This is a genomic window from Oceanicaulis sp. (genome assembly GCF_965284345.1).
Lineage (GTDB): Bacteria > Pseudomonadota > Alphaproteobacteria > Caulobacterales > Maricaulaceae > Oceanicaulis > Oceanicaulis alexandrii_A.
Map to the genome: position 1 here is coordinate 1,090,818 of NZ_OZ260073.1, position 12,449 is coordinate 1,103,266.

The window sequence follows — 12,449 nt, forward strand, 5'->3', positions numbered from 1 at the left end:
GTCTGGAGAGAAAGCGGAAGATTGGCTGGTCTTAGACGATTTTTTGCTGACGCAAAAGGCGAGCACAGCTAGCGTGGCGCCATCACCCAGCAAACCGAGCAAGAGCGCAACACGAACCGATGATGTCGCGCTGGCGACTGGGTCGGAGGGGCGGCAAATCGATCCGGCGCGCACAAAGAGATGATGATGACTTACGACTATATCCAAACCTTTCGCGATGACGCCGTTCTGACCATCCGCATGAACCGTCCCGATGCGATGAACGCGCTGATCCCGCCCATGCTCGAAGAGCTGATCGACGCCTTTCATCGCGCCGAAAGCGCCAATGGGCCTTCGGTCATCATCGTCGAGGGTGCAGGGCGGGCCTTCAGCGCCGGCGTGGATCTGAAAGTGCTCTCCGGCGCCCAGCCCAAGGCGGGCCGGGTCGGGTCGGTGTTTGACGAACCCGCCAGCCGGGTCATGCAGGCGGTACGCGCCAGCACCAAACCCGTCATCGCCAAAGTGCATGGCGCCTGCTTCACCGGCGCGCTGGAATTCGCCTTGCATTGCGATTTCATCCACACCACAGACGACACAAAATTTGGCGACACCCACGCCAAATTCGCCATTCGCCCCACCTGGGGGATGAGCCAGACTTTGGTAGACGCCGTGGGGCTGCGCCGGGCCAAGGAAATCTCCTATTCCGCGCGCACTTTCTCAGGTCAGGACGCTGCGGCGTGGGGGCTCGCCAACGCCAGCCATGAGAGCAAGGAGGCGCTGGACGACGCCGTCGCGTCACTGGCGAAAGACATTGCCGCCAACGATCCCGCGACCGTCGCCGCCTACAAGTCGCTGCACGCCATCGCGGAAACCCATGACGTGCCCGCCGGCATCGCGGCGGAATCCGCCGCCGAGTTTCCAGAGATCACCGACACGCTCAATCGTATCGGCGGGTTCCTGCGGGTCGTGAAGTAGCGCGGCGCCTGAATTCCCGGGCGAGCCGGGGTTTCAAAATCCAGCTCCCCTCTTCCCCGGCGAAGGCCGGGGCCCAGAGCCGTTGAACGTCAGCGCCAAATGATTTCTGGATCCCGGCTGGAGTTTATCCTCAACTCGATTGGGGGCCGGGAAAGAGATAAGAGTCCATCATATCCCTGTCATTCACCGGTTTATCCGGTGAATCCATGCCGTGACCTGTGATCGCAACAACCGGCATGGGTCCCCCGCATGAAGCGGGGGATGACAGAGTTAAAAGGGTGGCGAAACTTCAAACCATCAGCGCCTGTTCGAGATCGGCGAGGATGTCGTCGGCGTCCTCAAGCCCCACCGACAGGCGCACCAGCCCGTCTGAAATGCCGTGAAGGGCGCGCTCTTCAGGGCTGTAGGCGGAATGGGTCATCGAAGCCGGGTGCTGGATCAGGGTTTCGGCATCGCCCAGGCTCACAGCGCGTAACGCCAGCTTCATGGCGTTCATCATCTTCACGCCCGCCTCATACCCGCCCTCAAGCTCGAACGCGATCATGCCGCCGAAATGGCGCATCTGAGATTTCGCCAGCGCATAGTGCGGGCCGTCTTCCAGACCCGGATAGGCGACGGTGCGCACCTGGGGGTGCGCCTTCAGCCAGCGCGCAACGGCCAGACCGGTCTGGCTGTGGCGCTCCATGCGCAGGGACAAGGTTTTCAACCCGCGCAAGATCAGCATGGCGTTGAACGGCGACAGGGCCGCGCCCGTCATATCCTTCAGGCCATAAAGCCGCACCCGCTCCATTACGTCAGAAGAGCCGACCGCAATCCCGGCCACCAGATCGCCATGACCGCCGAGATATTTGGTGGCCGAATGCACCACCACGTCTGCGCCCAGTTCGATCGGCCGTGTGATCAGCGGCGTGGCGTAGGTGTTGTCGACCACCGTCAGCACGTCATGGGCGCGCGCGACCGCTGAGACGGCGGCGATGTCCACCAAGGTCATGGTGGGGTTGGCGGGCGTTTCGAAATAGACGACGCGGGTTTTGTCGCTGAAGGCTGCGATCACAGCGTCGATATCGCTCATATCCACATGACGCACCTTGATCCCGAAGCGGGCGAGTCCGTGGTTCAGGAAGGAGAAGGTGCAGCCATAGAGCGCCTTGTCGGCGAGGATTTCATCGCCCGGTTCCAGAAGGCTCCACAGAACCGAGGTGATCGCGCCCATGCCGGACCCGAAACTCACCCCCGCCGCCGCGCCTTCAAGATCGGCGATGCGCCGCTCCAGAAGATCCAGCGTCGGATTGGAGATGCGGGTGTAGAAATGGGCGGGCCGCTCGCCGGAGAACGCAGCGCCGGCATCCTCCACGGTCTCGAACGCGAAGGTCGATGACAGATGCAGCGGAGGGACCAGCGCACCCCCTTCTTGGGCCGGCTCATACCCCGCATGAATGGCGCGGGTGGAAAAACCGGGTTGGCGGGTGATTGGCGCTGATCCGTCCACGACGTCGTCCTCCCTGACTGACACGCAACAGATTACAAGAGAAGGACAGGCAGTGGCTTGCCATTTCAGCCCCGCGCTGTGTTCAAATTGGCAGATTCTGCTAATGTGCGCCTATGGACAGCATAGATCGACGCCTTCTCACCGCACTCCAGCAAGATGGACGCATCAGCAATCAGGCTCTGGCCGACCAGATCGGCCTGTCGCCCTCACCCTGCCTGCGACGCGTGCGGGCGCTGGAGGAGCGCGAGCTGATCACCGGCTATACGGCGATCCTCGATCGCGACAAGGCGGGCCTGCCGATCACCGCCTTCCTGCGCATCAAGCTGGCGAACCATGCGCCCGCCACCGTCAGCGGCTTTGAAAAGGCGATATTGCGGCTCGACGAAGTGCTGGAATGCCACCTCACCTCCGGGGCGGAGGATTATCTACTGCAGGTCGTGGTCGACAGCCAGGCGGGGTATGAGCGCTTCATGCGCGAACGGCTGCACCCCGTGCCCGGCATCGCCGCCATCGAAACCAGCTTCGCCTTCGGCACGGTCAAACGCACGACAGCCCTGCCGCTGGACTGAGCCCTCAGACAGGCTGGAGCACCACGAGGCGGCATTTGTGGACGTGATAGTCCGCTTCATCCGCCTCGCGGATTTTCACCTTGCCGGACGCTTCAAGCGCCTTGAGGTGGGTCGGGTATTTATCTTCGTCCCAGACATCTTCATGCACCGTCGCCACGATGCTGCCGCCGGGACGGGTGATGCGCACCAGCTCGTCAAAACCTTGCGGCCCCACATGGGCGTGGGTGAACGCGCCGACACAGATAATCGCGTCATAGGCGTTGTCGGGATAGTCGAGCGTTTCAGTCATGTCCGCTTCGCGCAGGTCCTCATAGACTTCCTTGCGGCGCGCCAGGGTCAGCATGTCGGGGGAAAGGTCCATGCCGTCCACATGGACGTAGCCGCGCTTGCTGAGCTCGAGACCCGCGAGCCCCGTGCCGCAGCCTGCATCGAGAATATGGATGGACGTATCCGGGTGAAGCGATGAGAGCTTGTCGCTGGCGACGCGCGACGCCACATAGCCCATGCCTTCCACCGTATCTGTGTCGTAGTTCTCCGCCCAATCCTTGTAAGCATCTCGACACTCTTCAGGATCGCCACTCAAGTTGTAGATCCGGTCAAGAATCTCATTCTCAGATTTCACGGGTCTTTCTCCAGTAATTTACAAGATAATTACTTATACCCGGAACCGAAAGAGGAATCCAATTATTGCGCTTAACCACTATTTCTAAATCGATTTTTCAATATCTAGGATTTTTATATGAATTTTTCTTTTCAGGTTGCATCCAGACCATGTGCAACTTTGACAGCCTTTTATGACGCATGCCTCGCCGATGATCTGGGAGGGTGACAGCGCTGCGCCCCTCCGCTAACGGCTAAGTCATGTCTGCACCGCTTCTGACCCTCACCGACACCCGCCTCACTTTCGGGGCCACGCCCCTGCTCACCGGCGCCGATCTCATCGTGCGCGATAATGAGCGCATCGGCCTTGTGGGCCGGAACGGCTCGGGCAAATCCTCTTTCCTGAAAATCGCCGCCGGGATTATCGAAGCCGATACCGGCGAGCGCTTTGTCCATCCCGGCTCCACCTTGCGCTATCTGCCGCAAGAGCCGGACCTTGCAGGCTATGACAGCGTCATCACCTATATCCGCGACGGTCTGGCGCCCGGGGACGACGCCTATCGCGCTGATTATCTGGCTGAACATCTGGGGCTGGATCCCGAGGCGGACCCCGCCACCCTGTCGGGCGGCGAAGCGCGCCGGGCAGCTTTGGCGCGCACGCTTGCGCCCCAGCCTGACATCCTTCTTTTGGACGAGCCGACCAACCACCTCGATCTGCCCGCGATTGAATGGCTGGAGAGCGAGCTGAACGCCCATCGTGGCGCTTTGGTGCTGATCAGCCACGACCGGCGCTTTCTGGAAAACCTGACCCGTCAGACCATCTGGATCGACCGCGGGACGACCCGGCGCCTCGATCGCGGCTTTGCGCATTTTGAGAGCTGGCGGGACGAGGTGTTTGAGGCTGAAGAGCTGGAGCGTCACAAGCTTGAACGCCAGATCGCCCGCGAAGAAGACTGGATGCGCTATGGCGTCACCGCGCGCCGCAAACGCAATGTGCGCCGGGTGGGCGAGCTGCAGTCCATGAAATCGGACCTCAAGAATTGGCGTGGCCCGCAAGGCGCCGCCAGCCTGTCGGTCAGCGAAGCGGACCGATCCGGCAAGCTGGTGATCGAGGCCGAGCATATCAGCAAGGCCTATGACGGGCGCCCGATCTTCACTGACCTCTCCATCAAGATCGCCCGCGGCGACCGGATCGCGCTTGTGGGCCCCAACGGCGCAGGCAAGACCACGCTGATCAAAGTGCTGACCGGTCAGATCGAACCCGACTCCGGAAGTGTGAAGCTCGGCACCAATCTCGAAATCGCCAGCCTCGACCAGCGCCGCGCGGCGCTGAAGCCGGAGTGGACCGTCACCGAAGCCATCGCGCCCGGCGGCGGCGAGCGCATTGAGGTGGCCGGCAAGACCAAGCACGTCCAGGCCTATATGAAAGATTTCCTGTTCAGCCCCGAACAGGCCCGCACGCCGGTGCACGCTCTGTCCGGCGGTGAACGCGCCCGCCTGATGCTGGCGCGTGCGCTGGCGCTGCCGTCCAACCTTCTGGTGCTGGACGAACCGACCAACGACCTTGATCTGGAAACGCTGGATCTTCTGGAAGAGCTGATCGGTGATTATAACGGCACCGCGCTCCTGGTCAGCCACGACCGCGACTTCATCGACCGCACCGCGACCATGACCATCGCCTGGGAATCTGACGGCGTCTGGCAAGTCTATGCCGGCGGGTATTCCGACATGATCGACCAGCGCGGCGAAGGCGTGAAAGCGCGCAAGGCGGAAGAAAAAGCCGCCCGCGCCAGCAAGGCCAAGACCGACAAGCCCAAGACCAAACCCAGCGGCAAGCTGAGCTTCAAGGACAAGCATGCCCTTGAGACCCTGCCCGGCGAGATCGAAACAATCGAAGCGAAACTCGCCCAGCTCGAAACCGAGCTGGCGGACGCGACCCTGTTTACGAAAAATCCCGAGCGCTTCAACGCCGCCACGAAAGAACACGCCCAACTCACCGAGGACAAAGCCGCCAAGGAAGAGCGCTGGCTGGAGCTTGAAATGCTGCGCGAAGAGATCGAGGGCGGGTGAGCGCAGAAAACATCACGACTCTTGTGAGCGTCCCTCTCCCATCTTTGAGGGGAGAGGACAGGTGAGGGGTGAGCAGCGCCTGATCCGTCAGATGCATTGCGTGCCGAAGCGCACCCCCTCACCCGACCTCTCCCCCTTGTTCAAGGGGGAGAGGAGAAAACCAGACCTTACCCCAGCTTGATCGTCATGGCGGCGGCGGCGTCGAACTGGCCTTCGATCAGCGCGTCATAGGCCTTGAGCGCCCCTGCGCCGCCTTCAAGCGCCTGCTCTTCAAACAGGCTTTCACCGGCTTTCACGAAGCTCATCCAGGCCGCGCCATAGCGGCGGCTGAACTCCTCGCTGCCCCAGGCTTTCATCCGGTCGCGCACATGATCAGGCGCAAAGAAAAACACCGGTTTCGGCCCCGGCATCGCGCCGGGCGGGGCGGAGTTCTCCCAATGGGCGCCGCCGACGCGGATATTGCCGACCAGACTGTCTGACAATGTCTCATGGATCGCCATGTTCACTTTGGAATCCCCGGCGAAATCCACCACCAGCCGGCGCGGTACCGGCTTGAACCCTGAAATCTCGTCATAGGTGCTGACGACGTCGTAATAGCCCGTCTTCTCGACAAAGCCCTTATTGCGCGCCGAGGTCAGCGCCTCGATTTTCACGCCATCTGGATGGTCAGCGTGCAGCAGATGCGCCAGGGCCAGCGCCGTCTTGGACGAGGCGCTGGTCAAGGTGATCTGCCCGGCGCCCAGAACGTCATGGTCGCGCAAATGCAGATCAATCAGGAAGGAGGTGATGAAGAGCGGCTGCAGCACCATCTGCGCGGCTTCACGCTCGGGCGCGTAGCCCGGATCGCCCGCGCAGCGCACATAACGGTTATAGGCGCCCGGCAGGTCTGTGCGATGGGGCGAGACATCCTGGAAGGAGCCCGGTTTGACCGCATCCACACTAAGGACCACCTCGTCCGCCGCCGGCCAATAGCCATAGACCCGCTCGCCGACCTCAAGCCCGGACGCCTGGCTCTCGACCACATCGGCGAACCCCCAGACCGGCAGGCGACCCGAGCCGTCCTCGGCCGGAAAGAAATCCCAATAGCGCATGGGCGCGCCGAACGCGGCGTAGGTGATATTGTTCGCCGTGAGCGCAAAACGTTTGATCGCCAGCCGCGCCTGTCCGTCGCTCAGCGGCTGCGGGCGGGTGTCCACCAGCTTGGCGTCTGAAATATCGGCTTTATTGATGGCCAGGGCCCAACCCATGGCGTCCTCCCCAGATTATACGGGCGGTGATCCGCCTCATCGGATGTTAGTTAAGCACTAATGTTCCAGAAAGTCTGTCGGTCTGTCACCCTTTGACCAAATCCGCAGCACTGCGGGGTCCACAGAAGTCAGCGGATGAGGATAGTCGATCCCGGGAACGGCAGAGAGAAGATCACCGATCACGGCCAGCCGCGCCGCGCGCTTGTCATCCGCCTTCACCACCCGCCAGGGCGCGGCGTCGCCTGTGGCGGCCAGCATGGCGTTGCGCGCCTCGGAATAGGCGTCAAACTTCTCCATCGCCACGGCGTCCACGGGCGAGATCTTCCAGGTCTTCAGCGGATCGCTCTTACGCGCTTCCAGACGCTCCGCCTGCTCGGTGCGAGACAGGTCGAGATAATATTTGAGCACGATCAGCTCATCATCCACCAGCAAGGTTTCAAACGGGTCCACATCGCGCAGGAAGCGCACATACTCCTGCTCGGTGCAGAACCCCATCACCCGCTCGACCCCGGCGCGATTATACCAGGAGCGGTTGAACAGCACCATTTCGCCCTGTGACGGCAAATGATTGACCCAGCGCTGGAAATACCAGCTCGCCCGGTCCCGGTCCGACGGCTTGCCCAGAGCGACCACGCGCGTTTCACGCGGAGATTGATGCTGCACGATGCGCTTGATCACGCCGTCCTTGCCGGCGGCGTCGCGCCCCTCGAAAATCACTAGAAGCTTGCGATTGTCGGCGATGAGATGACGCTGAAGCGCCACCAGATTGACCTGAAGCGGGTAGAGCTCGGCTTTATAGATATCCTTGTCCATGGCTTCAGCCTTGCGCGTGTCGGATAACCGCGCAAGGCTGATCAGCTTCGGGGCAGAGGGTGAGACATGCGACAGATCATCATGTTGGCCGGGCTGGTGATCGTGATGGGGCTCATCATGATCGGCGCTTGGCCCGTCTTGACGAAGAACCCTGAAGGGCTGGGCTTGCGCGCGCTCGGCGAGCGATCCGGGCAGGCCTATGTCTATGGCTATCCGCTCGTGCTGAGCGATGTCACGCGTCAGGCCTTTCTGGCGCGCGCCGAGGCCCCGGCCCTGAATGCGCTCTATCATCGGCGCATGCGGCCAAGCCATGAAGATCGCACCGTCGTGCGCCCCAATCTCGATACGCTCTACACCTTGGCCTTTCTCGACCTGTCGGAAGGCCCCGTCCTGCTGAGCACGCCTGACTTTGGTGACCGCGACTGGATGTTTCAGGTGCTGGACGCCTGGACCGAAGTCGCAGGCGCGCCCAGCCAGAGGCTGAACGGATCCGGCCCGCACGACGTCCTGATCCTCGGCCCGGACCAGGCCCGCCCAGATGACACTGACATAGCAGTGATGACCGTCTCAACCCGCACGGCCTGGCTGATCGGGCGGATCGCCGTTGCACCCGGTGAAGACCTCGCCCCGATCCATGCGTTGCAAGACGCCGTGCGCCTGACCGGCGCCGCGCCACTATCGCAACCGACGCCCATCGACGGCTTGCCGCCTGAGTACGTCGACACCTTAAGCGCTGATGCGTTTTTCACCCGCATGGCGGATGTGATGTCCGCCTCAGACCCTGAGCCGGACGCCCTCAATACACTCTCACCGCTGGGATATGGACCCCAGCTGGAGGGCAATCGTTCAACGCTGGGCCTGCTGGCGCGCTGGGCGGTAGAGCGCGGCGTTTCAGTCGCCCGCACCCAGCTAGCCGAGGGCGTCCACTCGCGTCCTTACGGACCCACAAACTGGCGCACGCTGCGCGACGGCGTCGGCGAGTATGGCGAGGATTACGCGCTGCGCGCGGGCGTCGCCCTGATTGGCCTGGGGGCGAACCGCGCCGAGGACGCGATTTATCCCAATACCGACATCGACGGCGAGGGCGCGCTGCTGACGGGCGATCATGCCTACCAGATCCGCTTTGAGTCTGACCAAATCCCGCCCGTGGACGCCTTCTGGTCGATCACGGTCTATGACGCGCAAGGGTATCTGATCGAGACGCCGTCCGGCCGTTATGCGGTCCACAGCCAGTCCGATCTTGTGCGCGATCCAGACGGCGGGCTGACCCTGACGTTCAGCGCCGAGCCGCCGCCCTCAAGACAGAGCAACTGGCTGCCCGTCCGCGCGGGCGAGCCCTTTGCGATCACCGCCCGGCTCTACTCGCCACAGCCTGACGCCCTGAGCGGCGCATGGGAGATGCCGCCGGTGGAACGGACGCCGGACTAGGCTACTCCGCAGCCTCCCGATAGGGCTCCCGGGCGTCAAACACCTGATCGCCGGCCGTGCCGAAGCGCACATGGCCGTCCGCCAGCTTGCCAAAGCGGATCGCGAGCATGTCCTGGATATAATTCTGATAGGTCCGCCAGGGCGTGGTCGCTCCCTGACGCGGCAGGGTCGGCAAGGCGCGCTGGACATAGCCCGACGAGAAATCCAGAAGCGGCAGGGTTTCCAGATCTTCTGGCGGGACCGGCACCACATAATCGAGATTGCGCGTTTTCATGTGGTTGATCAGACGGCACACGCGCTCCGCCGTCAGGTCCACTTTCAGCGTCCATGAGGCGTTGGTGTAGCCAAAGGCCAAAGCTGCATTGGGCACGCCCGACAACATCATGCCGCGATAGGTGACATGCTCGGGTGCGTTGAAGGCCTCGCCATCCACGCTGATATCAATGCCGCCGCCCACCAGCATATCAAGACCCGTGGCGGGGATGATCAGATCCGCCTCCAGCGTTTCGCCCGATTTGAGTGCGATGCCCGTTTCGGTGAAGCGCTCGATCTGATCGGTGACGATATCGGCCTCGCCCGATTTCAGAACGTCGAAGAAATCACCTTCCGGCGCCAGGCAGAAGCGTTGATCCCAGGGGCGATAGCTGGGCGAGAAATGCTTTTCGACGTCGAAGTCTTCGCCGAGCTCGTCCTGAATGGCCTTGAGCACGCCCTTCTTCACCCAGTCCGGCCAGCGCCGCGACAGCTGGAAAACCAGGATCGCCTGCAGCACATTCTTGATCCGCGTCAGACCGTAGGCGGCTTTCGATGGCAGAATTTTGCGCAGGAAGTCCGCCGTCTTGTCCACCGAAGGCCGCGCCGCGACATAGCTCGGCGATCGCTGCAGCATGGTGACGTGGGCCGCCTTCTCCGCCATGGAGGGCACCAGCGTGATCGCGGTCGCCCCCGAGCCGATCACCACGACGCGCTTGCCCGAGTAATCATAGTTTTCGGGCCAGAGCTGGGGGTGGATGATGTCACCCTTGAAATCCGCCATGCCCGGAAAGTCCGGCATATAGCCGCGCTCATAGCGGTAATAGCCAGAGCACAGCACCATGAATTTCGAGCGAAAACGCTTGATCTCGTCAGACCCGTCAACCGCCACCTCCAGCGTCCAGCGCGCGTCCTCGGTGTTCCAGTGCGCGCCGACCACCTTGTGGCCATAGCGGATGTGTTCGGAGATTCCCGCTTCTTCCGCCGTGTCGTTGACATAGTTGCGGATGGACGGGCCGTCGGCGAACACCTTGCCGTCCGTCCAGGGACGGAACGCATAGCCGAATGTGTACATGTCGCTGTCAGAGCGGATGCCCGGATAGCGGAACAAATCCCAGGTGCCGCCCAGGGACTCGCGCGCTTCCAGGACCAGATAGGACTGATCCGGACAGCGATGCTGCAAATGCCAAGCCGTGCCGACGCCGGACAGACCGGCGCCGACAATCAGTACATCAAGTTCCACCTCGACGGGCGTCGAAAGGGTTGCAGACATAGGTTCCTCCCCGGCGGCTTCGCCGCTCATTAGAGCAGCAGTGAACACCGTTCACTTCCAGTCTGCAAGAGGTAACGTCCTCAGGCCGCGCAATCGGTCTGCGTCAGGATCTGATCTTCCAGTTCATCCCGCCAATTGCTCAGCGCCTGCGCCGCGCGGCAGATCTGCGCCGCGCTAAGCGCTGGATCAGAGCCGAGGTCAGACAACAGCGCGGACAGACTGTCCGCCCCTTCGATGAGTTCAGGGGAGGGCGCGTCAAAGCGCATCAACTCGGCGTCAGAGGACCAGCGCGGCCAGTCCGGGCCACCCGCCGCGCCGGGATCGCCATCTCGGGCAAAATTCGCCCAGTACGCGCCCATGCTGGCCGCCAATGCGTCTCGCCGGTCTTCATTGCTGCGGTTGAACAGCGCCCGGTCAAGCTGTCCGAAAAAGTCAAAATGGTTGAACACAAACGGAATTTCCATCGCATGGGCCGCGCCGAAAATCTCCGACAGATTCATGGTCAGAAGGCGCCCGCCTTCATCCCAGTCAAACCGGTAGGCCCAGACCTGATCGTGACCGGCGCTCTGCATGCGCTCGGCCGCCTGATCCACGGCCAGTATGCGCCACAAGCGCGACTGGTAATGGCTCAACCGATCATAATAGGCCCGGTCGCGGATCGAAATCAGCAGACCGAAACGCCGACGGGTCAGATCATCATTGAGCGCATTGAACAGCTTCATTTCATCGCGGTTCGTGCCGGTGATCACCGGCACGGCGTTGAACGTCTCCGGGCTGTCGAACGCACTCGCCAGCCCCGCGCGTGGCAAGCTCACCCCGTCCGCGATCACCCGGGGCAGCTCAGCGCGTGGATCGCCCAGATTGTACGCGTCAAAGACGGTTTGCAGAGACAGGGCGCGCAAATCCGGGTTCCCTTGCGCCTGCACCATGCGGTCTGCGGCGGGGATGGCGCTGTTCACGTCGCCGTTGCGCGCCTCGTCCAGCGGAACGCTGTCAAAGAAGCCCGATTGCACGATCGCGCGGTGAAACAGGCCTGACGCCAACGGCGAGGCCAGCAGCGCCGCGACGTTCTGGCCGCCCGCGCTTTCACCAAAGATCGTGACATTGTCCGGATCGCCGCCGAACTGCGAGATTTCAGCCTGGATCCAGTTCAGAGCTGCGACCTGGTCCAGCAGCGCGAAATTGGCGCCCTGGCCCTCATCAATATCGGGGTGGGCGAAAAAGCCGAGCGGTCCCAGGCGGTACTGGACCACCACCACGACCACGTCTTGTTCCTGCGCCAGTTTCGAGCCGTCATATTGGCTGGCGTAGCCCCAGGTGTTCGACCCGCCATGGATCCACATCATCACCGGAAGACCGTCTGCGCCCGGCTCGGCGGATGCCGGCGCATAGACGTCAAGTTTCAGACAGTCTTCAGAGCCATAGAGCGCACCAACCGGCAAGCCGGTGGTCTCCGTGCTCAGCCGATTGACGATCTGAGGACAGGGCTCGGGGTGCTGCAATGCTTCCAATAGCCCCGTACGGGACGGTGTCGGCTCGGGGGCGCGCCAGCGATTGGGGCCGGCTGTCGATTGCGCATAGGGCAAGCCCAGCCAGGTCGGGGCGCCGTTTTCACTCAAGAACCCGACCACGGGCCCGGAAGACAGGAGTCTTTGCGTATCTGGATGCGGCTCTGGCGCAGGCTCGACGCTTGTACAGGCGGACACCACAAACAAGGCGGACATGATCGCCGCCAACTTCAGACCCAAACGCAT

Annotated in this window: 10 protein-coding genes; 4 read left to right on the forward strand and 6 right to left on the reverse strand. The window is 62.4% G+C overall.

All coding sequences use genetic code 11. The annotated features are described in order from the left end of the window. The first annotated feature begins 186 nt into the window (after positions 1 to 186). Positions 187 to 954 (forward strand): enoyl-CoA hydratase/isomerase family protein, encoded by a 768-nt coding sequence (locus ACQ66J_RS05465; protein WP_430430795.1) that lies wholly within the window; start codon positions 187 to 189, stop codon positions 952 to 954. A gap of 289 nt (positions 955 to 1,243) precedes the next feature. On the opposite strand, the gene ACQ66J_RS05470 is transcribed toward ACQ66J_RS05465, so the two are convergent. Beyond that, complete coding sequence (locus tag ACQ66J_RS05470) at positions 1,244 to 2,425, reverse strand: methionine gamma-lyase (protein WP_430432232.1); 1,182 nt, start codon at positions 2,423 to 2,425, stop codon at positions 1,244 to 1,246. 131 nt (positions 2,426 to 2,556) lie between these two features. Here ACQ66J_RS05470 and ACQ66J_RS05475 point away from each other — a divergent pair, with 131 nt between their 5' ends. Next, on the forward strand, positions 2,557 to 3,012 hold the full coding sequence (locus ACQ66J_RS05475; protein ID WP_430430796.1) for an Lrp/AsnC family transcriptional regulator: 456 nt from the start codon (positions 2,557 to 2,559) through the stop codon (positions 3,010 to 3,012). 4 nt (positions 3,013 to 3,016) lie between these two features. Here ACQ66J_RS05475 and ACQ66J_RS05480 read toward each other — a convergent pair whose 3' ends face one another. Continuing rightward, positions 3,017 to 3,634, reverse strand: a complete 618-nt coding sequence (locus ACQ66J_RS05480) for a class I SAM-dependent DNA methyltransferase (protein WP_430430797.1) — start codon at positions 3,632 to 3,634, stop codon at positions 3,017 to 3,019. Positions 3,635 to 3,873: 239 nt separating this feature from the next. On the opposite strand from ACQ66J_RS05480, the gene ACQ66J_RS05485 reads away from it, so the two are divergent. After that, a complete protein-coding gene (locus ACQ66J_RS05485) occupies positions 3,874 to 5,682 on the forward strand; it encodes an ABC-F family ATP-binding cassette domain-containing protein (RefSeq protein WP_430430798.1) in 1,809 nt (602 codons plus the stop codon). Between the two features lie 167 nt (positions 5,683 to 5,849). Here ACQ66J_RS05485 and ACQ66J_RS05490 read toward each other — a convergent pair whose 3' ends face one another. Further along, on the reverse strand, positions 5,850 to 6,929 hold the full coding sequence (locus ACQ66J_RS05490) for a DUF2855 family protein (RefSeq protein WP_430430799.1): 1,080 nt from the start codon (positions 6,927 to 6,929) through the stop codon (positions 5,850 to 5,852). Positions 6,930 to 6,986: 57 nt separating this feature from the next. After that, complete coding sequence (gene ppk2, locus ACQ66J_RS05495; RefSeq protein ID WP_375548084.1) at positions 6,987 to 7,742, reverse strand: polyphosphate kinase 2; 756 nt, start codon at positions 7,740 to 7,742, stop codon at positions 6,987 to 6,989. A 66-nt stretch (positions 7,743 to 7,808) separates the two neighbouring features. On the opposite strand from ppk2, the gene ACQ66J_RS05500 reads away from it, so the two are divergent. Further along, positions 7,809 to 9,170, forward strand: coding sequence for a DUF1254 domain-containing protein (locus ACQ66J_RS05500; RefSeq protein ID WP_430430800.1), 1,362 nt, complete (start codon positions 7,809 to 7,811; stop codon positions 9,168 to 9,170). Between the two features lies 1 nt (position 9,171). Here the strand turns inward: ACQ66J_RS05500 and ACQ66J_RS05505 are convergent, their stop codons facing one another. Then, positions 9,172 to 10,695, reverse strand: a complete 1,524-nt coding sequence (locus ACQ66J_RS05505; RefSeq protein WP_430430801.1) for a flavin-containing monooxygenase — start codon at positions 10,693 to 10,695, stop codon at positions 9,172 to 9,174. 80 nt (positions 10,696 to 10,775) lie between these two features. After that, positions 10,776 to 12,449: a carboxylesterase/lipase family protein gene (locus ACQ66J_RS05510; RefSeq protein WP_430430802.1), complete on the reverse strand. Its 1,674-nt coding sequence runs from the start codon at positions 12,447 to 12,449 to the stop codon at positions 10,776 to 10,778.